This window comes from Rossellomorea sp. DUT-2 (assembly GCF_052665285.1).
On record NZ_JBQPEO010000002.1, the window covers coordinates 691,783 to 714,011 of the forward strand.

General features: G+C 41.6%; 25 protein-coding genes and 1 other annotated feature. Of the genes, 4 read left to right on the top strand and 21 right to left on the bottom strand.

Annotated features, from left to right (window positions below; genetic code table 11):
* The first annotated feature begins 313 nt into the window (after positions 1-313).
* The gene (locus ACOSV2_RS09310) at positions 314-454 is read left to right on the top strand and encodes a sporulation histidine kinase inhibitor Sda (protein WP_113970654.1); all 141 of its coding nucleotides are present in this window, start codon (positions 314-316) and stop codon (positions 452-454) included.
* Between the two features lie 86 nt (positions 455-540).
* Here ACOSV2_RS09310 and ACOSV2_RS09315 read toward each other — a convergent pair whose 3' ends face one another.
* Positions 541-1,323: a phosphatidylserine decarboxylase gene (locus ACOSV2_RS09315; protein ID WP_428974856.1), complete on the bottom strand. Its 783-nt coding sequence runs from the start codon at positions 1,321-1,323 to the stop codon at positions 541-543.
* Positions 1,324-1,550: 227 nt separating this feature from the next.
* On the opposite strand from ACOSV2_RS09315, the gene pssA reads away from it, so the two are divergent.
* The gene (gene pssA / locus ACOSV2_RS09320; RefSeq protein WP_397552126.1) at positions 1,551-2,090 is read left to right on the top strand and encodes a CDP-diacylglycerol--serine O-phosphatidyltransferase; all 540 of its coding nucleotides are present in this window, start codon (positions 1,551-1,553) and stop codon (positions 2,088-2,090) included.
* A gap of 70 nt (positions 2,091-2,160) precedes the next feature.
* Here the strand turns inward: pssA and ACOSV2_RS09325 are convergent, their stop codons facing one another.
* Complete coding sequence (locus ACOSV2_RS09325; protein ID WP_172655779.1) at positions 2,161-2,298, bottom strand: hypothetical protein; 138 nt, start codon at positions 2,296-2,298, stop codon at positions 2,161-2,163.
* Between the two features lie 199 nt (positions 2,299-2,497).
* Here ACOSV2_RS09325 and sigK point away from each other — a divergent pair, with 199 nt between their 5' ends.
* Positions 2,498-3,214: an RNA polymerase sporulation sigma factor SigK gene (gene sigK / locus ACOSV2_RS09330; protein WP_044339577.1), complete on the top strand. Its 717-nt coding sequence runs from the start codon at positions 2,498-2,500 to the stop codon at positions 3,212-3,214.
* 496 nt (positions 3,215-3,710) lie between these two features.
* On the opposite strand, the gene ACOSV2_RS09335 is transcribed toward sigK, so the two are convergent.
* The 6 genes from ACOSV2_RS09335 to ACOSV2_RS09360 all read right to left on the bottom strand — a co-directional run bounded on the left by ACOSV2_RS09335 (position 3,711) and on the right by ACOSV2_RS09360 (position 8,128).
* Positions 3,711-3,851, bottom strand: a complete 141-nt coding sequence (locus tag ACOSV2_RS09335) for a YrzI family small protein (RefSeq protein ID WP_181778201.1) — start codon at positions 3,849-3,851, stop codon at positions 3,711-3,713.
* Positions 3,852-4,252: 401 nt separating this feature from the next.
* The gene (locus tag ACOSV2_RS09340) at positions 4,253-4,492 is read right to left on the bottom strand and encodes a YrhC family protein (RefSeq protein ID WP_428974857.1); all 240 of its coding nucleotides are present in this window, start codon (positions 4,490-4,492) and stop codon (positions 4,253-4,255) included.
* A 102-nt stretch (positions 4,493-4,594) separates the two neighbouring features.
* A complete protein-coding gene (locus ACOSV2_RS09345) occupies positions 4,595-5,731 on the bottom strand; it encodes a bifunctional cystathionine gamma-lyase/homocysteine desulfhydrase (protein ID WP_428974858.1) in 1,137 nt (378 codons plus the stop codon).
* 2 nt (positions 5,732-5,733) lie between these two features.
* On the bottom strand, positions 5,734-6,657 hold the full coding sequence (locus ACOSV2_RS09350; RefSeq protein WP_428974859.1) for a PLP-dependent cysteine synthase family protein: 924 nt from the start codon (positions 6,655-6,657) through the stop codon (positions 5,734-5,736).
* 124 nt (positions 6,658-6,781) lie between these two features.
* Positions 6,782-7,474 carry a 5'-methylthioadenosine/S-adenosylhomocysteine nucleosidase gene (gene mtnN, locus ACOSV2_RS09355; protein WP_397552123.1) on the bottom strand — a complete coding sequence of 231 codons (693 nt, stop codon included), beginning with the start codon at positions 7,472-7,474 and terminating at the stop codon, positions 6,782-6,784.
* Positions 7,475-7,489: 15 nt separating this feature from the next.
* Positions 7,490-8,128 carry a class I SAM-dependent DNA methyltransferase gene (locus ACOSV2_RS09360; RefSeq protein WP_428974860.1) on the bottom strand — a complete coding sequence of 213 codons (639 nt, stop codon included), beginning with the start codon at positions 8,126-8,128 and terminating at the stop codon, positions 7,490-7,492.
* Positions 8,129-8,323: 195 nt separating this feature from the next.
* Here ACOSV2_RS09360 and ACOSV2_RS09365 point away from each other — a divergent pair, with 195 nt between their 5' ends.
* Entirely contained in the window at positions 8,324-8,530 is a 207-nt protein-coding gene (locus ACOSV2_RS09365; RefSeq protein WP_428974861.1) for a DUF2536 family protein, read from the top strand.
* Between the two features lie 52 nt (positions 8,531-8,582).
* Here the strand turns inward: ACOSV2_RS09365 and ACOSV2_RS09370 are convergent, their stop codons facing one another.
* From ACOSV2_RS09370 to ACOSV2_RS09430, 13 genes are all read right to left on the bottom strand, one after another.
* Positions 8,583-9,302, bottom strand: a complete 720-nt coding sequence (locus tag ACOSV2_RS09370; RefSeq protein ID WP_428974862.1) for a YrrS family protein — start codon at positions 9,300-9,302, stop codon at positions 8,583-8,585.
* Positions 9,303-9,439: 137 nt separating this feature from the next.
* Positions 9,440-11,197, bottom strand: a complete 1,758-nt coding sequence (locus tag ACOSV2_RS09375; protein ID WP_428974863.1) for a peptidoglycan D,D-transpeptidase FtsI family protein — start codon at positions 11,195-11,197, stop codon at positions 9,440-9,442.
* A gap of 99 nt (positions 11,198-11,296) precedes the next feature.
* A complete protein-coding gene (gene greA / locus ACOSV2_RS09380; RefSeq protein ID WP_113971300.1) occupies positions 11,297-11,773 on the bottom strand; it encodes a transcription elongation factor GreA in 477 nt (158 codons plus the stop codon).
* 178 nt (positions 11,774-11,951) lie between these two features.
* The gene (gene udk, locus ACOSV2_RS09385) at positions 11,952-12,587 is read right to left on the bottom strand and encodes a uridine kinase (RefSeq protein WP_044339568.1); all 636 of its coding nucleotides are present in this window, start codon (positions 12,585-12,587) and stop codon (positions 11,952-11,954) included.
* 5 nt (positions 12,588-12,592) lie between these two features.
* Positions 12,593-13,870, bottom strand: a complete 1,278-nt coding sequence (locus tag ACOSV2_RS09390; RefSeq protein ID WP_428975094.1) for a peptidase U32 family protein — start codon at positions 13,868-13,870, stop codon at positions 12,593-12,595.
* Positions 13,871-13,907: 37 nt separating this feature from the next.
* A complete protein-coding gene (locus ACOSV2_RS09395; RefSeq protein ID WP_428974864.1) occupies positions 13,908-14,837 on the bottom strand; it encodes a peptidase U32 family protein in 930 nt (309 codons plus the stop codon).
* On the bottom strand, positions 14,834-15,481 hold the full coding sequence (locus ACOSV2_RS09400; RefSeq protein WP_113971297.1) for an O-methyltransferase: 648 nt from the start codon (positions 15,479-15,481) through the stop codon (positions 14,834-14,836). Before ACOSV2_RS09400 ends, ACOSV2_RS09395 begins: the two co-directional genes overlap by 4 nt.
* A gap of 200 nt (positions 15,482-15,681) precedes the next feature.
* Entirely contained in the window at positions 15,682-16,821 is a 1,140-nt protein-coding gene (mltG, locus tag ACOSV2_RS09405) for an endolytic transglycosylase MltG (protein ID WP_428975095.1), read from the bottom strand.
* Between the two features lie 165 nt (positions 16,822-16,986).
* On the bottom strand, positions 16,987-17,280 hold the full coding sequence (locus tag ACOSV2_RS09410; protein ID WP_428974865.1) for a DUF1292 domain-containing protein: 294 nt from the start codon (positions 17,278-17,280) through the stop codon (positions 16,987-16,989).
* Between the two features lie 14 nt (positions 17,281-17,294).
* Entirely contained in the window at positions 17,295-17,711 is a 417-nt protein-coding gene (ruvX, locus tag ACOSV2_RS09415) for a Holliday junction resolvase RuvX (RefSeq protein WP_428974866.1), read from the bottom strand.
* Positions 17,712-17,714: 3 nt separating this feature from the next.
* Entirely contained in the window at positions 17,715-17,981 is a 267-nt protein-coding gene (locus ACOSV2_RS09420) for an IreB family regulatory phosphoprotein (protein ID WP_064092452.1), read from the bottom strand.
* Between the two features lie 83 nt (positions 17,982-18,064).
* Positions 18,065-20,698 (bottom strand): alanine--tRNA ligase, encoded by a 2,634-nt coding sequence (gene alaS, locus ACOSV2_RS09425; protein WP_428974867.1) that lies wholly within the window; start codon positions 20,696-20,698, stop codon positions 18,065-18,067.
* A gap of 66 nt (positions 20,699-20,764) precedes the next feature.
* Positions 20,765-20,994, bottom strand: a binding site (T-box leader).
* A gap of 76 nt (positions 20,995-21,070) precedes the next feature.
* On the bottom strand, positions 21,071-22,150 hold the full coding sequence (locus ACOSV2_RS09430; protein ID WP_428974868.1) for an AI-2E family transporter: 1,080 nt from the start codon (positions 22,148-22,150) through the stop codon (positions 21,071-21,073).
* Between the last annotated feature and the right edge of the window lie 79 nt (positions 22,151-22,229).

Genomic DNA, 22,229 nt, shown 5'->3' on the forward strand with positions numbered 1-22,229 from the left:
TCCCTGCAGATTCAAAATAAATCACATATATTCCTGGAATTCCATAAATATTCCCAAGGAGAATAAATATTTTTCGACAAATTTCCAGATACTTTCATGGTTGTGGATAACCTTATTCACATTATACAAGACATTAACATCGCTTATTTACCAGTTATATACAAGTTAGTCACAACTTATCCACCGTGAACTGTGGATAACGGAACGCTTGTTCTAAAAAAACAAATTTGGTAAAGTTTAATTACTACTTAAAAACGTACTGACATTATGTTTCGAAATACAAAAAAGATGATGATTATTGGAGGTGGCATTAATGAGGAAATTATCGGACGAACTGTTGATTGATTCTTATTTCAAAGCGTTGGAGTTGAAACTCAATACAGAATTCATTCGCCTCATCGAAATGGAAATTCACCGTCGATCTCTTACTAATAAAATAAAAGCTTCATCGTAGAATACTAACATGAAATGGGACGGATTTGTTTAAAATCCGTCCTCTTTTTTATATAAGGATGTTTTCGTAATCTTTAGAAAGCAGCGTTATTTAATGAAATCACCAATCGTTTCCCCGACCGTCACATTTCTAGGTACTTCTTTATTCTGCGCGAATTGGAACGTACCTTTCTCAAAAAGGAGAACGACGGTGGAGCCGAAGCTGAAGTAGGCGACTTCTTCGCCTTGTGTCCATTCTTTTCTCTCATGGACATAATCAACGCTGTTGACAAACATGGCCCCTACTTTTACCACAGCTACTTTTCCTTTAACATGCTTCAGCTCCGTAATAGAGCGGAAATTTTTTGAAAGGGCTTCTTTTCCGTACATCAATCCCAGCTCGTTGACCGGGTAAGAGTGTTGCCCAAGTGACCACCGGTTTAGAATCGTGCCTGACACAGGGCTGTGAATCCGGTGATAATTCGCAGGGCTTAAATAAAATACCGCGAATTCTCCCCCACTATAATCAGAAGCTTTCCCCTCACTACCAAGCATATCAAGGATGGAGTAGGGCTTTCCTTTCACTTCAATAACAAGATCATCAGAAATGCTGCCGGTTTCGGCCAATAATCCATCCACTGGACTGACCGCTTGTTTCTCGCTATATTTCACAATCCTTGCATCTTCTTTCAGGTTTCTAATAAAGAAATCATGTAGCGTTTTATAGTCAGCTACCTGACCTTCTATTTCATCCACGTTTATTTTATACGTTTTGATAAATGATGAAATAAATGGCCGACTCAAAGGAGACTGGACAAATTTCCTGATCATATAAGAGGACCATCTTTTATTTGTTAGTTCGATAAATAGTCGATAAATTGATTGTTTCATTAATATCCCTCACAAATTTTTAAAAAACGATTAACTTTAACAGTTTAATAAGTATATAATAAAATATTATTATATACTATATTTATAAGAATCTTTTTACACTGTGGAATTTAACATATATTGTTAATGCCGTTCCGCTTGTATCTGCAAACGTATGTAAAGCGCATATGTTAGCCAGAAAACATGTTCAGTAGTGAACAAACTTATTCAAAGGGAGTGAGTGATGATTGTTTCTCTCCGAAGTCGTCGATCAAACATTTAAGAAGCTTAAAAGTCAAACGGCCAACCTCATTACTTTGTCCAACTTATCATTAGGTGGATTTGCTATTATTTCCATACTTCATAACCAATTAAACCTGAGCTTGTTATTGATTTTCATCGCTGCCCTGACAGACCGCTTCGATGGGATGGTTGCAAGGAAAATGCACATTGAATCAGAGTTAGGGAAACAGCTGGATTCCATGAGTGACATCATTTCATTCGGCATTGCCCCTGCTCTCCTCCTGTATATATCCGTTCTTAATCAGTATGACTTTCCCGGGATGTTTTTCACCATATTCTATATAGGGTGTGGCGCTTTTCGGTTAGCCCGCTTCAATATTTCAGAAAACGATGGCTACTTTACGGGATTGCCGATCACCGTAGCCGGATGTTTACTGACCCTGTGCTACCTGGCTATCCCATTTGTTTCAGGGGTGCTGATTTTATGTATGACAATCACTCTGGCTGTATTAATGATAAGCCCTTTTACATTGAAGAAGATGTAAGGAGTATGACAGAGCCCTGTTCACCTTGTGAACAGGGCTCTGTCAGGTTATAAATGTTGTGCTTGTCAGGCTAACAGTTATTGTAGTACCACCATCCACCAAATAGGAAAAGTAAGATTAGTAATACAACGACTAAAGCGAAGTAGAATCCGCCACCACCATAATAACCTGGATAGACTGGTCCATAACAAGGGTATCCATACGGCATTGCAATACCTCCTCACCTACTTTTACTACTAGTATATGTTCATAGGGTAATAGCGTATAGGCAGTTTCCAACTTTATTACCCGAATCCTCCGGAAAGAAAGTTAACGATTTCTTTGATTACTTTCTGAGGGACATGCAAGGACATCCCTTTCGAAACATATGAATGAGTATAGGCTTAAGTCCTCATGGAGGTGTGAATATGTCTGGAGTTCTAACGGCACTGGGGTATTTCTTCAAAGAGTTAATTTTCCTCGTTTCTTACGTAAAGAACAATGCATTCCCTCAACCTCTATCTGCAGCGGATGAACGAAAATATTTAAGGCTGATGGCAGAAGGAGATGAGCATGCTCGAAACATGCTCATTGAACATAACCTGCGATTGGTTGCTCACATCGTCAAGAAATTTGAAAACACAGGCGAAGATCCAGAAGATCTGATTTCCATCGGGACCATCGGATTGATAAAGGCAATTGAAAGTTATTCAGAAGGCAAAGGCACGAAGCTTGCAACCTATGCGGCACGTTGTATCGAGAATGAAATCCTTATGCATCTCCGTGCTCTCAAGAAAACGAAAAAAGATGTCTCCCTTCACGATCCTATCGGTCAAGATAAAGAAGGAAACGAAATCAGCCTAATTGATATCTTAAAGTCCGAGAGTGATGATGTCATCGATACGATTCAATTAAGTATGGAGCTTGAAAAGGTAAGAAAATACATTTGTGTGTTGGACGAGAGAGAAAAAGAAGTGATTGTCGGGCGATTCGGACTAGACTTGAAAGAGGAAAAAACCCAACGGGAAATTGCCAAGGAATTAGGAATCTCAAGAAGCTATGTATCACGAATCGAGAAAAGGGCACTCATGAAGATGTTTCATGAATTTTATCGCGAGGAAAAAGAAAAACGGAATAAATCATGAAAAAAGCGATCCAGGCTCGGATCGCTTTTTTTCTATTCTACACTGACTTCAGCGGCAATAATCAGACCAATCACAGATGTTACGACCAGACCCATTATCATTGAAAACATCGTAATCTCACTCCCTCTTTAGCAGTCATGACTCCCTGCTCTTCTTACTATTAATGTATCACGAAAACCTGCATATTCCCCTCTCATTCGTGAACAACTTATTACTAAAGATTGACAGAACTGTGTCTTTCTTAGCCCTCGTAACCTCAATAAAATAAAGGAGGACACCCGGCAAAAAAGGGTATCCTCCACATTCATTCTATTTCATATCCTGCTTCTTCTTTTTACGGAAGAAAGCCGACCAAAAAACAATATTTAAAAACATCGTTCCACCCACCTTTTGTTTCGTTAGGCAGTATCCTTCTCTACCCATAGCGCATTAAGCATTTTCTCCTGTACATAAATCATATTTCATTCTCCTCTCCATCTTTTAAATATCATTGGAATTAAAACATTTGCGACATGTATTGGTTCTTGGTTTTCGTTTCTTCATAGGATTTTGAAACCGTTTCATTGTGCGTCGCTTCTTCAAACGTTTCTTGTTTCTTATTGAACGTTACCGTTATAAATAAAAGATTAAGTGTCATACGTATCACCCCTTTCAAAGTGCCTGCAAAGCTGCAAGGCATACTAAAAAGCCACAAAGAGACCGATCCTTGTGGCACAAAAAAGCCACAGGAACCTACATTCTCCCTGTGGCTATCATTTAATGGATTTAAAATTAAGCGTAAAACATCCCACAAGTGGTCGAATGATGAAAACAATATGAAGTTGTGTCTTTTTTTCCAATAAGCACGAACATGTTCTTCGACCTCCCTCTTGTGATTTTTTTCTTACATTGGTTAGTATATCCAATTTCCACAGTAAAGTAAACCACTTTCCCCATTATTTTTTCTACAAATTTCCACATAAACATCTAAGTCGGTTTTAAAGCAGTGTTGAACCAAACGAAAAAGCGGGTCCTCAATGAGAACCCGCTTTACATGATCTATTCATCTATAGATTGCATATCTTTTTTGTATTTGATCGCTTTTGTAAAAAATATAAGAGACAATCCGAGTAAAACCACGGTCCCTGTCATGAGGGTGATCGTTTTACTTGGTGTGACGGTTTCGGTTGGAATAATAACCCCTAAATACATAAAGACACTAAGTGCAAGTAACGTAAAACCAAATCGCTTGAAGTCGTTCATTTTTTGTTTAATGGTTCTCATTTTTGCGTTCTTCATGTGCATTCACCTACTTTAGAACTAGTAAACTCTCATTCTATGGTAACATATAATCTCATGCCAGCTACCATGTAATTGATACCAGTTCTGCCAATAGACGAATTACTTCGAGAGGGCATTTTCAATATCTTCAATCAGGTCCTCTACGTCTTCAAGACCGACAGAGATACGTATCAAACCATCTGTGATCCCTAGCTCATTTCGGCGATCTGCCGGAATGGATGCGTGAGTCATGCGGGCAGGTACTGAGATTAAACTTTCTACAGCACCAAGACTTTCAGCTAATGTGAAGTATTTGGTGTTCGTGAGCAGACGATCGGCATTTTCTTCACTGCCTACATCAAAGGAAACCATTCCCCCGAATCCGGATGCCTGTTTCTTTGCAATGTCATGATTCGGATGGGTTTCTAGTCCCGGATAGTAAACCTTTGATATTTTCGGGTGTGATGTAAGGTACTCGACTATTTTCTTCGTGTTTTCTTCATGTTCTTCCATTCTCAGCCCTAAGGTTTTAATGCCTCGAATCAGTAACCATGAATCCTGTGGTCCAAGAACCCCGCCTGTTGAATTCTGTACAAAGAATAACTCTTCAGCAAGCTCTTCGGAATTCACAACGACCAGTCCTGCCACAACGTCACTGTGTCCGCCGATATATTTCGTTGCACTGTGAAGAACGATGTCTGCTCCCAGGCTGATTGGATTTTGCCAATAAGGAGTGCTGAATGTATTATCCACAATCGTCAATAGATTGTGCTTCTTGGCTAAGGAAGCTGCAGCCTCGATATCGGTAATTTTCAATAATGGATTTGTAGGTGTTTCAATGTATACAGCCTTTGTATTCGGCTGAATAGCACGTTCAATATTGCCGATATCACTTGAATCAACAAAAGTGGATTCAATGCCGATACGATTTAAGACCTTGGTCATGACACGATACGTTCCGCCATACACATCATCTGTCATGACTATATGATCTCCGCTATTGAACATCATCATAACTGCCGTAATAGCTGCCATTCCAGATCCGAATGCAAAGCCTTTTTCTCCGCCTTCCAGATCTTTAATCAACTCTTCAAGTGCGTGCCTTGTCGGGTTTCCTGAACGTGAATATTCAAAGCCTTTATGCTTTCCTACTTCATCCTGCTTATACGTACTCACCTGATAGATGGGAGTGGATACAGCACCTGTTTGAGGATCTGTAGGGATACCGCCGTGAATTAGTTGTGTTTTCTTTTTCATGATTAGAGTCCTCCTTCATATATTTTCTTACTTAAATAGCGCTCACTCGAGTCCGGGAAAATCGTGACGATATGGCTTCCCGGCTCTGCTTCTTCCGCTTCCTTTAATGCAGCATGCAGCACTGCACCAGAAGAACTTCCGACCAGTAAGCCTTCCATCAGCGCAAGCTCTTTTACTCGTTTAAAAGCATTGTCGTCCGTCACGGTATGGATGCTATTAAAATAGCTTGAATCCATATAGTGAGGTAAGAATTCCATGCCGATTCCCTCTGTTTTATGAGGCCCTGATGGTCCACCGTTCAAGATGGAGCCTTCAGGTTCAACAATGACTGTTTTGATGTTCTTATTTCTTTCCTTCAGGTACTGAGCAGTCCCCATGAAGGTACCCCCTGTCCCTGCTCCTGCAACAAAAGTTTGAATGTTGCCATCCATCTGATTCCATAGTTCAGGTCCCAACGTTTTGTAATACGTCTCCGGATTGGCCGCATTCCCGAATTGCTGTGGAGAATAAGAGTTCGGAATTTCCTTTACCAGTTCATTTGCTTTTGCAATGGCCCCCTTCATTCCTTCCTCGGTTGGGGTATGAATGATTTTGGCGCCTAATGCTTTCATAAGCTCCTGCTTTTCTATGCTGAATTTTTCAGGTACGCAGAACATGACATTGTATCCCGAATTCACAGCTGCAAGAGCCAGGCCGATTCCCGTGTTCCCTGCAGTCGGTTCAATGAAAGTGCCTCCCGGTTCTATTTTACCGTTACGGATGGCATTTTCTAATAATTCCCTGCCCAGACGATCCTTCACACTACCTCCAGGATTGAAAAATTCCAGCTTAGCAAAGAGGCGGACTCCTTTTTTTAATGGGAAGTTTGTAAGCTCGACAATCGGTGTATTCCCAATCAGGTCATGTACGCTGTTATACACGTCCATGTACTCAATCCCCCTTCATAAAAAAAGCTGACTCCATCCACCTCCCCTGTCCTCAAATACATATGATTAGACCGTATGTTTTGATGAGAAAGTAGGTACCCGGGTCAGCCGTATTTTCCTTGTATTAAACAGACTTCACAATGCTCATAACCATTTTGGCAGAGTGGAGGGCCGCCTTTTCTAAATATTGTTCGAAGGAAACATCTGATTCCTTGCCGGCAATATCAGAAAGAGAGCGGATGATGACAAATGGTACGTTAAATTGATGAGCCACTTGCGCAATGGCTGCCGCTTCCATTTCCACTGCCTGTAAATCAGTGAATTTGTCACGGATCGCTTCTACACGCTTAGGATCATTCATAAATGAATCGCCCGTGGCGATCAATCCTGACACCACTTGTGCATTTCCAAGCTCCTTCACGCTATCAATGGCTGTCTGCATTAATTTCCCGTCTGCTGTAAATGCGGCCGGAAGCTGTGGTACCTGACCGTATTCATATCCAAAAGCCGTCACATCCACATCGTGATGCCTTACTTCTGTTGAGATGACAACATCCCCAACATTTAGCGAAGGATCGAATCCTCCGGCTGACCCTGTATTGATGATGCAGTCCGGTTTAAAATGCTGCAGAAGAACGGCTGTTGACATCGCTGCATTCACCTTGCCGATTCCTGAGCGAAGTAAAATCACTTCTTTGTCTTCCATCGTTCCACTTGTATATTCACACCCTGCGATTGTTTCCACTGTCGGGTTTGAAATATTTTCTCTAAGTAAGGCTACTTCTTCTTCCATTGCTCCAATGATGGCGATTTTCATTACTAAAACCTCTTTCTACTGTTTAGTCGCCTCCATAATCCACACAAAGGTATTTACTTGCTTAAAAGTGACTGAAAACCCATTCTGGTACAATAATTCCCTTAGAACATCCAAGGTTGTGTAATATTCCCGTTTTAAATCTTCAGCAAGGTTGTAATACTCTTTTTTGATTGCTTGGGATATGGCGGCTTGATAGTGCTGATCCGTTTCAAACATCGTATCGGCAAATACTATTTTACCACCATGTGCCAGTAGCTTTCCATATATGCGAAAAGCTTTTCCCTTTTCTTCATCTGTTAAGTGATGGAATGCATAGGAGCTCACGATCGAATCTGCCCCTCCTTCTAAAGAGAAGTCGAGGAAATCTCCATCCGTGAACGTTACCTCTTTTCCAAGCTTCTGCATTCCAATGGCTCTCATCTCAGGGGAAGGTTCAAAAGGAACCACTTCAAGCCCTGCATCCAGTAATTTCCTGGTCATATTCCCTGTCCCCGGGCCAAATTCAACGACTCTTCCCTTTGACCGGGAAACGACTTCGTCAAGAATGGATTCATAGTGCTCGAAAACCGCTTGATATTCAACGTCTTTCCCCGTTACTGTATCGTCATAAGAATCTGCCCAATCCTGGAACAAATCCAAAAATTCTCTACCCATGATTCAGCACCTCAGCTATATTAAGTTTATAATTCCTATAAACATACTATGGATTAAAATTAAAACTGTTATTAAATTATCATATTCTTTGAATGAATTCAACAAATATTAATTGTAAAAAACGTTTTCCGCCTCTAAAATAAGGGGGACAACCTGTCTGTAAGAAGATCATAAGTAATAGAGGAGGATAAACATATGAATATTTCATTTGACTTAATAGAAGATAAAGTAGAGTTTTTTGAAGCAGATAGCTTACGAATGTTGGAAAAGAAAGTGGATGAACAAATCCAGCATAATAAAGCGATCATGCTGAGCGTCCATCATGTAAATCATGCCGTTTCCATTGATGAGAATGGAAGAAGATTGTATAGCGCGGCGGTTCACTTTAAAGTAAAAAAATGATTCAAAAAAGGCTCTTCCTAATTAGGAAAAGCCTTTTTCATTTCATCACATATTAATCTTTATCATTTTCCACTAATTCCTGTACTTTGGTGGGCTGCCACCCTTTGCCGTCCACCCATTGCAGATACACTCTGTATGGTTTTTTTGTATCTTTGGCTGTTACGGTAGCCATGGACTTCTGAGGTCCGCCATTTCCTTCGATATACCAAACCGTCATGTTGTCTTCGGGGATGCCCGTTGCATACGAGATGGTCTTCACCTTTTCCTGCCAATCGACAGAGCCCGGTTCATATGACGAAACATGTTCACCGGTTTGCTCAGTACCAATCGGCTTCCATTTAGGATGCACCATGGTTTTCTTCACATTGGGTTCGTCACTATCTTCCACTTTTAATTCGCTTTGTTCTTCACCTTCTAATTTTACAGTGTCCTCTTCATCAGAAGCTTCGTCTTTTTGTTTTTCTTCATCGCTTTTCTTTTCTTCGTCTTTTTTATCTTCATTTTCTTTTTCCTCAGATTTCTTATCCTCATCTAAAGAAACAGATTTATCGTCTTTTTCAGCATTCTTATTGCTTTTGTCTGAATCTTTTGTTTCTGTATCTTTTGTTTCTGTATCAGCAACGTTAGATGATGCCTTCTCATCGCCGCCTCCCATCACTATTGTCGCTCCGACAACGACAATCAATAAAAGTACGACTGCGATCATTATGTTCAAAATTTTATTTGAATTCTTCTTGGATCGTTTATCTAATCGAGATTGGTATTTCGCCATTACGTTCCCTCCCTATTATCCTAAACATTTTAACATGACTAGAGGAAAAGAATAAAGCGAAACATTATCCAGATCAGCTGCTTTTAGTTACTTTCACAAGAAAGGGAAAAAGGTCGCAGGACCATTGTACATATTGGTTAATCATTCTCTAGATTATAAATGGCATCCACGCTATCTTTGAAAATCGGATAAATGCCGCCTTCATTTATTTTCACGTCCATGTTGACGGCAACGAGGGAGTATTTAGGATTTTCAAAAGGAAAATATCCTGCGAACCATTTATTGTACAATTCATTTTCCTTCGCTTGTTCTCCACGATAATTACCTGTCTGGGCCGTTCCCGTTTTACCGGCAATGGTGTAGGCAGCTGTTTGCAAGTATGGGGCTGTTCCCTCTGGGGAGTTCACCACTCCTCTTAAATACTGCTGAAGCTTCATGGCCGTATAAGGAGTGATGGTCTCACCCTCCTGCTCCTGTTTAGGGAAGGAAAACATCTTCGTTCCATTTTGATACTCGACTGCGGATACGGCACTTACCTGATATTTTCCCCCTCCCCTCGCGATGGTGGCCATCATATTGGCCATGCCAAGGGGGGTGACTCGAACTTCTTTTTGTCCGATACCTGTTAAGGAAACGAGATTCGGATCCTCTCTGTCTGTCTCTGAGGTAAAGATTCTTCCAGCGCTCACTTGAAGCTGAGGAAAACTTTCATAATGAAAGACGTTTCCATTCCAGGCTATATCCCCGAGCAGCCCGATCTTTTCAGCATATTCATCCAGGAGATGATCATCCTTTTCCGTTAGTTCATTCGCCAAATCCGCAAACGTTCGGTTACAGCTGACAGCAAGACTCGTCTTAATATTGATATTACCGTGTGGCTTTTCGGCTGGAGCCCCCCTGATGCCTTCGTCACATGCAAACAGCCTGCTTTCATCCACCATTCCTTCGTCCATGGCTGCAGCGGCAACCACGGTCTTAAACACGGATCCGGGGATCAACGCTTTCAGCATGTAATTCGTTGCCCCTCCACTAAACGGGTCACGGCTTTTCATGGAAGGTCTTGATACACTGGCAACGATTTCACTCTTTTCAATATCAAGGAGCAGTAATCCTCCCTTTTGAATGTTATACGTATCGGCGACTTCTTCCAATGCTTTCTGCATCCTGGCATCGATTGTCGTTTTCACATTAAGGGGATAGAAGGGATTGGCAGGGGCCAGATACTTCACGTCTACACCGAATAGCGGACCACCGATGGCATCCACATGATAGATCAGCTTTGCTTCTTCCTCTGCGACCAGCCACTCGTCAAAGCTTTCTTGAAGGCCGGACACGCCAATTTTCTGATTCGCTCCTTTTACTTTATCCGGATACCGCTTATGAAAGACCTCTGTATTTTCTCCTGTTACTCCGATCAGTTGTGAAGCAGGAACTTGAGTACTTTTGAACTTTTTTGTCAGCGCAAATACTCCCTGGATTTCAAGGCCATTAATGTCACTCATTTGGCTTTCCGTCAGCTGTAACGGCTCTTTCCCGCCAAAGATGATGGGTCCTTTCGCTTCCGCAAGTTTAGATAGGATGGTTTGAGGTGGCACATGGAGTATATCTGCCACTTTTTCTGCAGGCCAGTCCATTTTCTTCAGGAAAGGAAAAAGAACAAGAACATTTTTCTCCGTATACGTAAGTGGTTCCCCGTTCCGATCGAGAAACTCTCCCCGGCCTTCATCGATCACCAATTGTTGCGTTCGTTGAGAGACACTTTCTTCGAGAAGATTGATTTGATGTTTCGAATAGGATTCTGTTTGAAATAATTGCAATTGCATCAGTCTACCTGCCAGCGCAAAAAGGGCAAGTAATAAAAAGATACTGAGTAACCTGATTCGTTTTCGTTTCATTTTGTCACCTCGTCCCCATTGTTGACGAGTTTTATGTGAAATAATCTTATTCGCAGCATAAAAAAAGAAGAGACTCGATAATGAGTCTCTTCTACATGATCAGCTTACTTCTACAATCTTCACACTCATTTCTCCACCTGGAGTTTGAACGCTTACTTTCGCGCCTACTTTATGTCCCAGAAGGCTTTTCGCGATTGGTGAATCATTTGAAATTTTCCCTTCAAATGGATCCGCTTCTGCACTACCGACGATTGTGTATGTTTCTTTATCTCCGTCCGGCAGTTCAACAAACGTTACTTTTTTCCCTAATTGTACTGTATCTGAGTTCATATCATCTTCTTGAATGATTTTCGCATTGCGAATCATGTTTTCTAAAGTAGAAATACGACCTTCAACAAATGCTTGTTCATCTTTCGCTGCGTCATACTCTGAGTTCTCGGATAAATCTCCAAAGCTTCGGGCGATTTTAATACGCTCAACGACTTCTTTACGTTTAACCGTTTTCAAATTCTCCAGTTCTTTTTCTAACTTCTCTTTACCTTCTGCTGTCATCGGAAATACTTTATCTGTACTCATGACCCTCTTCACTCCTTCTTCTATCTAAGAGTTCCCCATACTCTTTATGTAAATGTTCCTTTGTTAACTATGTAAAGGTAGGGAATGGAGAGAGAATTCATTCTCTCTCCATTCCCTGCTTCTTTACAATGTGGGAAAATGTAAAATCTACCTATATGTCTTTATCTATGCTATCGTATTACAAAAATGACTTTTGTTCAAGAATAGTTTGAATTTTTGTTACCATTAAATCGATTGCCACGTGATTATGACCACCTTCAGGAATGATCACGTCAGCATATCGCTTCGTCGGTTCGATAAATTGATTATGCATAGGACGAACAACTGTAATGTATTGATCAATGACGGAATCAATGGAACGACCCCGCTCTTTAATATCGCGAAGCATTCTTCTGATGATGCGAAGATCGGCATCTGTATCTACATATAGCTTAATATCCATTAAGTTACGCAATCTTTCATCTTCTAATACTAAAATTCCTTCTAAAATAATAACATCTTTCGGTTCAACTAGAATCGTATCGTCTGAACGGGTGTGCATTTTATAATCATATACCGGCTTATTTACGGGTTGATGATCTAAAAGACCGTGAAGATGTTGAATCAATAGATCATTATCAAAGGCCAATGGATGATCATAATTCGTTTTCAGACGTTCCTCAAAAGGTAGATTCGATTGATCTTTATAATAATAATCCTGCTGCAGCATTAAAATCGAATGACCTTGAAATTGCTCATAAATGGCTTTGGTAACACTTGTTTTACCTGAGCCGGATCCTCCTGCTACACCAATCACAACGGGTTTATGCTTCATAAGTATTAGGTGTTCTCCTTTCGCATCATGTTATCAGGATATACTCTCTGATGAACCTTGAATTTCACAATTTGTAATGGGTGACGTGCAACATCAAGCTCATTTCCTTTTTCATCCCACATCTTCTCGACAACTTGCGTAAAGTTTGAGATTTCAGGACCGAAAAATTCTACTTCTTGTCCTGTTATAAAATGGTTTCTCTGTTGCAGGGTGACGATTTGCGTTTCTTCGTCGTAATCTAACACAAGTCCGACAAATTCATAATTTGTGTTTTTCTTATTATGAACACCAAACATTTGCTCCTTGAAGCCTGGAACTCCCTCAAAAAATGCTGGAGCTGTATCACGGTTCGCACATTTATCGAGTTCTTCCAGCCATTGTTGCTGAATCGTAAAATTATCGGGATCTTTACAGTATTCGTCAATCACTTTACGGTATACGCTTACGACAGTGGCTACGTAGTGAATGGACTTCATACGTCCCTCGATTTTCAGGCTGTCAATGCCCAATTCAATCATTCTCGGAATCGATTCAACCAGCTTTAAATCTTTCGGACTCATGGCAAAAGGAGCATCACCGTTTTCGTAAAGAGGATTCTCATTCCCTCCGTCCGCTTCATATAAGTCGTAATCCCAACGGCATGATTGACAGCACCCGCCACGATTTGAGTCACGGGCGGTCATATGGTTACTTAATGTGCAGCGGCCGGAGTAGGCAATGCACATTGCCCCATGGATAAAGGTCTCGATTTCAATATCTACCTTTTCTTTCATTTCACGGATTTCGTCGCCGCTTGCTTCACGTGCCAATACCACTCGATCGAGTCCTTCTTCCTTCCAGAACTGAACCGCTTTCCAGTTTGAAAGGGACTGCTGGGTACTTAAATGCACCTCCACTTTTGGTGCGACCCTCCTGCATGTTTCAATGATAAGTGGGTCAGCGACAATAATTCCCGCAACTCCCGCCTCCTGAAGTCCACGCAGGTAGTCTTCGAGACCATCCATATTCTCATTATGGGCATAGATGTTGGTAGTTACATAAATTTTGGCGCCATAACCTCTCGCAAACTCTACGCCCTCTTTCATTTGTTCGAGGGTGAAATTCCCGGCGTTTGAGCGCAGGCCGTATTCCTGTCCGCCAATATAGACTGCATCTGCACCGTAATGGACAGCGATCTTCAATTTCTCCAGATTACCGGCAGGAGCCAGTAACTCAGGTTTCTTCACAATGACACGTCTTCCATCTACTATCTTGGATATGGGTTTTTTCACAACCGTGGTCATCGTAACTCCTCCGTTCTGATCAATCTTCATTTCGTTCTTAATACACCGTTTCTTTAAAGAAAAATCCAGTATCCAATGGACGATTTTCAGGTTGCAGGCTCTTCGCTTCTTCCAAAAATCCGTCTTTTTTTTCGTCATATTGATCTTCGTCTTCTATATATAGATCAATGGCTTTACGATATAGTTTCGTTACTTCCAATATATATTCTGAAGATTTCCGGACCCCATCGATTTTGAAGGAATCAATGCCGGCTTCGATCATTTCACCCAGTTCATCGACGATGCACATATCATTCGGACTCATAATATGGGTGCCGTTCTCATCTTCATAGATTGGGTATTTATTATGACGTTCATCATCGTGCAAGAACATATTACCTTGTTCTTTACGGTTTTCAATCTCCATCGCCTTGCCTCTATACTCAAAATAATTACCTAGTAATGAGCGTTTTGATTGGAACATGCAGGTCATTCCGTGGACCTGGACCTCGATTTCAACTTCTGCATTTTCTTTCATCTCCACGATGGTATCCATGCTTAGTTCCCGGGCCAGAACAGCGCGTTTCGCCCCTTTTCTGCCCCAATAATTACATGTATACCAATTGGTGGCGGTCGTTTCCGTGTTCCAATGAAGAGGCATATCCGGTGCCACTTCACGGGCAGCCATTAACACAGCAGGGTCACCGAACACGATCGCATCCGCACCGGCGTCTTTTAGAAAGGCAATATAGTCGTCAAGTTCAGAAATTTTATCATTATGGAAAAGGGCGTTCATGGCGACATACACTTTTTTACCAAGTTTGTGGGCCGCTTTGATCGCTTCGGCTACATCTTCTCTTGAAAACTCTCCTGCAAGCCTTAAGCCATACCTTTGTTCACCAACCATAAACGCATCCGCTCCCGCCAATGCCAACGGTTCAATATCAGAAACAGAGACAGGGGTCACGAGTAATTCTGGTTTTTTCATGAGCGATCACCTCTTTTTTTACTGATGGCAATACCGTCTCCAACGGGTAAAATACTCGTATCAAATTGCCCATGATTCATGAGCCATTCATTATAATTCTTTAATTTTTTTACCATGTTCCGAATTCTTTTCTGTTCTACTTCTTCTTGGGCGACAAGTCCCTTAAACAAGACATTATCCGAGTAGACGACCCCTTCTTCTGACAGCATTTCAGAGTAGAGTTCAAAGAATTTAAGGTATTGTCCCTTGGCAGCATCGATAAATATCGCATCAAAAGGGCCGTGCTTTTCTACTTCTTCGCCGAGCTCCAAGGCATCACCGAATAAAGTTACGATCCTCTTACGGTCCTCTGAACGAGACAGAAAGCTCTGAGCTGCGTCGAACCTTTCTTCGTCCCGTTCAAGAGTGACGATTGTCGAGTGGGGAAGAGCCTCCGCCATCCTGAGAGCGGAATAGCCAATGGCAGTCCCAATTTCCAAGATGCGTTTCGGTTGTTGTATACGTAACATCCCCAGCAATGCTTCAATCCCTACCAGCTCCATAATCGGAACGTTATGAGCTTCTGCATATTGCTCCATCTCAGCAAGTAAAGGGGGACGTTCTTTCACGATTGATTCTATATAGTGAATAACCTGTTCGTTCATAAATAAGCCTCACGATCATGTTCAAAAGTGGTCTAGGGTAACGATCCATTCTTTAGACAACATGAAAAGAAGAAAGCTACAATGAGCTTTCTACTTCACACACATCTTCATAAAGATATCGCCCGTATATAAAAATAACTTGTACTATTTTATCACATAGAGAAGAGGAAAGCGAATATTTCTTTCCTCTTCTCACCAGGCTATTCTTCTTTGTTTGTAATATACTTCGCCTTTTTCTCGTTATGTTCTTCTAATGTTTCAGAATAATAAACGGAACCATTGGAAGAAGCCAGGAAATAGTAATATTCTGTATCCTCTGGTTCTAAAGCCGCTTCAATCGAAGAGACACCGGCATTCGCAATCGGTCCGGGTGGTAACCCCTTCACTTGATATGTGTTATAAGGTGAATCCACTTCCAGATCTTTGTAGACGGTTCTTTTTTTATGTTTACCTAGTGCATAAAGCACCGTAGGATCGGTTTGAAGAGGCATACCTTCTTCGATACGATTATAGAAAACACTTGAGATTTTCCCTCTGTCTGCTTTTTCTGTTGCTTCTTCTTCAATGAGGGAAGATAACGTAAGAAGCTCATGAGCCGTGTATTCCCTATCTGCCATCGCTCCCTCATATTGAGCGAGGACTTCATTCGTTTGGGCAATCATCTTCGTTAAGATGGCTTCTAAAGAAGGCTTTTTTTCATAGAAAGGGTACGTCGCAGGATAGAGGTATCCTTCCAACGGACGTTTAATACCCTCCTTTAATATTTCATCAGTTATCAATGCCGGATATTCCTTTTTTAATTGCTCGAGCCATTTCTTATCTTTTAATTTTTCTTCAATTTCGTCTTTTTTGTATGGGGACTTATCAGCAATAAGCTCAGCGATTTGGTCTAATTGCAGTCCCTCGGGTATGGTAATCTTGAATTCTGCTTTTCTCATTACCTTCCCTGTTTTTAAGCTATTCACAATTTCATTTAATGTCATGGAAGGTGTCAAGTCATAAGAACCTGCCTGAAAGCCGGATTCATTGTTGAATTTGACATAGTATTTAAAAATCGTAGAATTCTTAACGATTCCTTCTTCCTCGAGAATGTTCCCGATGGATGTCACTCCAGAGCCTATGGGTATTTCGACTTTTACTGGTTTCGTATTGTCCGGATCGACGGGTTTTAATGCTGAATTCACATAAAGGTATCCACCAATGGCCGTTCCTCCAATAATAATGACAAGACAAAGAATGACAAGTCCTACTATTTTTCTAATGACCTTTGCCTCCTCTTGTCTTTCCAGCAGTTTTTTCATAAGTGTTTCTTTTATGTTTTTCTTTTTATCCAAAGCTATATTTCCCCCTTTCGAGCAAAAAAGCGGGATATCCGTCAAACGTAATTCGACATCATCTCCACTATTATACAATATTTTGCACAAAGTGAAACAGGGACCTGCAAAAAGGTGAATTTTTTGTCCCTTTTTGCGGTCCCTGTTCTGTATGAAACTATAGCTTACTACTTATTCTCCGTCTTCTTCTTCTTCGTCTAAGAAAGTGTTTAACATTTCTTCGATCATGTCCCACTCTTCTTCCGTTTCAATCGGCTTTAATTCGCCTTCTTGTCCTTCGTCTCCCGGAAGGAAAGCAGAAGCGTGAATTTCGATTTCTTCTTCGTCGTTCTCATCTGCTCCCAGTGGATAGTATAGGACATATGATTTATTGAATTTATCTGATTCAAACGTGAAAAGAACCTCGCATAATTGTTCATTTCCTTGTTCGTCAACTACTGTAATTTGTTTTTCTCCGTGTTCCATGAACATTCACCTCATTATTTTTGGCTATCAAGATATCCTTGAAGGATCATCATCGCAGCCATTTTATCGATTACTTTCTTACGTTTCTTCCTACTTACATCGGCTTCTAAAAGGACTCGTTCCGCAGCCATCGTACTCAGTCGTTCATCCCAGTATTTAACGGGAACGGATAACTCTTGCTGAATTAAATCTCCATAAGCTTTAGATGCTTCTCCCCGGGGACCAATTGAGTTGTTCATGTTTTTAGGCAATCCGACTACAACTGTATCCACCTGGTACTCTTCGGCAAGTTCCTTTAATCTGTCGATCCGGAACACACCTTGATCTTCATCAATCTTAATCGTTTCAATTCCTTGAGCGGTCCAACCAAGCTCATCGCTAATTGCGACTCCCACTGTTTTAGAGCCGACGTCTAAACCCATTACACGCATGTATTATCCCTCTTTGTGCTGTTTCAAATACGATTTGACTAATTCTTCGATGATCTCATCACGTTCTAAACGGCGGATGATATTTCTGGCGTCTTGATGTCTGGGAATGTAAGCAGGATCTCCAGATAATAAGTACCCTACGATTTGATTGATCGGGTTGTACCCTTTTTCTTGAAGAGCATCATGAACCTGCAGGAGAACTTCCCTCACGTCATGTTCGAACGGCTCCTCTGAAAAATCAAACCGCATCGTTTTGTCAAAAGAACTCATTTTTAGCACCTCTCTTTAGGCTTGTCTTTTTGACAACCGAATTGTTAATCGTTACCTACATTGTACACCACTTTCACAAGGAGTTAAATGGATTTGACCCATTCTTCTACAATTTGCAGTGCTTCTTCAACTTTTTCCGGGTGTTTACCACCAGCTTGAGCCATGTCCGGACGGCCACCGCCTCCTCCACCACAGCGTGAAGCTACTTCTTTAACAAGTTTTCCAGCATGATATCCTTTTTCGACTAAGTCCTTCGTAACTCCTGCAATGATCGTAACTTTATCGTCCCCAGTTGTTGCCAATACAATAACCCCGGAGCCCAATTTCAGTTTAAGATCATCCATCATGGTACGCAATCCATTGCTATCTCCAGCAGCCACTTTCGCGGATAGAACATTCACCCCGTCAATGACTTTGACTTGATCCGTTAAGCTACCTGCTTCTATGTTAGACAACTTTGCGGATAATGATTCATTTTCTCTTTGAAGCTCTTTCATTTCTACTAATAAAGAGTCAACGCGGTTGACGACTTCTTTAGGATTCGCTTTAAGTTTGCCTGCTACTTCCTTCAGTTGAGAAACCTGTTCATTCAGCACTTTATAAGCATTCTCTGCTGTAACAGCTTCAATCCTTCTCGTGCCCGCTCCAATCCCGCTTTCAGACAGAATCTTAAATAACCCGATTTCAGACGTGTTCGATACATGACAACCACCACATAGCTCTAAGCTATATTCTCCAATCGATACGACGCGAACTTCTTCGCCGTATTTTTCACCGAATAAAGCCATAGCCCCCATCGCTTTAGCCTCTGATAAGGATTTAAGGGCTGTGTTCACTGAAATAGCCTTCCAAACCTTCTCATTGACGATGGTTTCGATTCGCTCAATCTCTTCCTGGGAAACAGAACCGAAATGAGAGAAGTCGAATCGCAGACGATCTGGTTCCACTAAAGAACCTGCCTGGTTTACATGATCTCCGAGAACATCTTTCAATGCCTGATGAAGGATGTGAGTAGCTGTGTGATTTTTCTCCACTCTTGTTCTGGCTTCACGGGACACTTTAGCCAGCACCTGTGCATGCTGCTCTAACGTACCCTCTTCAACGATGGCAGAGTGAAGGTTTTGCCCATTAGGCGCTTTCTTGACGTTTGTCACCAACACTTTCACACCCATGGCTTCAATGTACCCTTTATCGCCGATTTGTCCGCCGCTCTCTGCGTAGAAAGGTGTCTGGTCCAGAATGAATTGACATTCCTGTCCTTTCTCTACTTTAGGCTGACGCTCATTGTCAACCAGCAGTTCAAGAATAGTAGCAGTCGTTTCTAGAGTGTCATACCCTACGAAGCGACTTTCTACCGTGATGTCACTAAGGACTCCGCCCTGCACCTGCATGCTTCCTACATCCTGGCGAGCCGATCTCGCTCTTTCACGCTGGGCTTCCATCTCTTTTTCAAAACCTTCATGATCCACTGTTAATCCTTCTTCTTCTGCATATTCTTCCGTTAACTCAACCGGGAAGCCGTACGTATCATACAAACGGAAGACATCCTCACCTGGAACGATCTTATTACCTGCAGATTTTTGTACCTTGATGATGGAAGAAAGAATTGCAAGCCCTTCGTTCAATGTTTCGTGGAAGCGATCTTCTTCATTTTTCACTACTTTTTGGATGAATTCCGCTTTTTGTTTCACTTCCGGATAGAAATCCACCATGATTTCAGAAACAACCGGGACCAATTCATACATGAATGGACGGTTGATTTCAATTTGTTTCGCAAATCGAACCGCACGGCGAAGCAGTCTTCTTAATACATAGCCGCGGCCTTCATTGGATGGAAGAGCTCCGTCACCGATGGCAAAGGAAACCGTTCTGATATGATCGGCGATGACCTTGAACGCTACGTCGATGTCACTGTCTATTCCGTAAGACTTACCGGAAATTTCTTCTGTCGCCTTTATAATTGGAATGAATAAATCGGTATCAAAGTTTGTCGGTACTTCTTGTACGACACATGCCATACGTTCAAGTCCCATACCGGTATCGATATTCTTCTTAGGGAGCGGAGTGTACGTTCCATCAGGGTTATGATTGAATTGTGAGAACACAAGATTCCATACCTCAAGGTAACGATCATTCTCTCCACCCGGATATAATTCAGGGTCTTCAGGATTGTCCCCATATTCCGGCCCACGATCGTAGAAGATTTCTGTATTCGGGCCACTTGGACCTTCCCCGATATCCCAGAAGTTCCCTTCGATGCGAATGATTCGTTCAGCTGGTACGCCAACTTTTTTGTTCCAGATGTCAAATGCTTCGTGATCTTCGGGATGAATGGTAACAGATAGGTATTCAGGATCAAAGCCGACCCACTTTTTATCCGTTAAGAACTCCCAAGCCCATTCAATCGCTTCTACTTTAAAATATTCTCCGATCGAGAAGTTTCCAAGCATTTCGAAAAACGTGTGATGGCGTGCAGTTTTCCCTACGTTTTCAATATCATTTGTACGAATCGACTTTTGGGCATTCACGATCCTAGGATTTTGAGGGATGACACGTCCATCGAAATATTTCTTTAATGTCGCTACCCCACTATTGATCCATAAAAGGGACGGATCCTCATGTGGAACTAATGGTGCACTTGGTTCCACCCCATGTCCTTTTTCCTGAAAGAAATCTAAAAACTTCTGACGAATTTCTGCGCCTGTTAATTTGTTCACTTGAAACTTCCTCCTTTAATGAGTATGTATAGTTAAAAAAGAATACAAAAAAGCCCTCATCCCTAAAACAGGGACGAGAGCTGTTTCTCGCGGTACCACCCTGGTTATGAATAAAGGAAAGCCCTTCCGCTTTTCTTATATTCATCCCTCAAAACACCTTAACGCGGATAGACGGCAGGCTTTACCTGCACTCAGGATTAGCATTCGGTTATCCTTCATCTAGAATCCCTTACAGCCTGGGGGATTCCTCTCTGGTAGATGGACTATAACGTACTGAGGTCCTTCATAGCTTTCATTTTATTCGAATACTTGTATATGTTGGATTATAGAAATATTCACTGTATTTGTCAATGTTGATTGTTATTTTTTCAGTTAATCTTCCCCTGCTGTATGAATGAAATGGGTTCGTCCATGTAAAATCGCTACTTTTACCACAGCTAAAAAAGGTACTGCCACAATCATGCCGATCACACCCCCTACTTCACCGCCAATGATAAGGGCAGCCATAATAAACAGTGGATGCATATGGAGGCTTTTTCCGACAATGAGGGGTGATAAGATATTCCCCTCCAGAAATTGAAGAATGACGACCATGATGACGACATATATCATCATATTGACGGAAATCGTACTTGCCACGATGGCTGCTGGAACGGCTCCGATAATCGGTCCGAAATAGGGTATTACATTGGTTACCCCAATGATTAATCCGAGTATCAAGGGATACTTCATACCAATCAACCAGAGCGTCAATGCTGAAAGTCCCCCAATGATCAAACAAACTAAAAGCTGTCCCCGGATATAGCCTCCCAGCGATTCATCCACGTCCTTTGAGAATGAAACAGCGCTGTTCCTCCATTTTTTTGGAGTAAGCTGCCACAGAAATTTTTTCACTTTCGTAATATCCTTTAATAAATAAAAGGATACGAAGGGAATGATCGCAACAAGCAGCAGGCTGTTCATAAACTTCATGACAGTAGCCAGAACGACTGCAACAAGCCCCGTCAACCAGGCTTCGATCCCGTCAATTCTTTCCTCTAATTGAGATTGTATCCCATCTGGCCAAGTGGAGGTCTCACTTTGCACATAATCCAGCCACCTCTGGTATTGCTTTGTAAATAGTGGCGCATTCTCTGATAAATCTTTCAGCTGATGTATGATGATCGGAGTTCCCTTGTAGACTGAGTATCCTAATCCTCCGAAGAATAGGATGTAGATGAGCATGATGGCTATTCCTCTATGAATGCCCGCCTCATGGATTTTTTCTACTATAGGATGAAGCAAGTAGGCAATGAAGCCCCCTATCAAAAAAGGCAGGAGCGAAAAGAACAATACTTCCAGGACCGGATGCCATACAGGCTTTAATAAATAGAGAATATATAGGAATAAAGCAAGAATAAGGGCAATTGAAAGTCGGTACAACCATTTGGCATAAGGTCTCTTTTCCATCATCAACACCTCCTTCTCTTCTCTATTGTTCGAAGATAGAAGGGTGTTTTATTCATTTAGGTGTAAACATAAAAAAAGACTG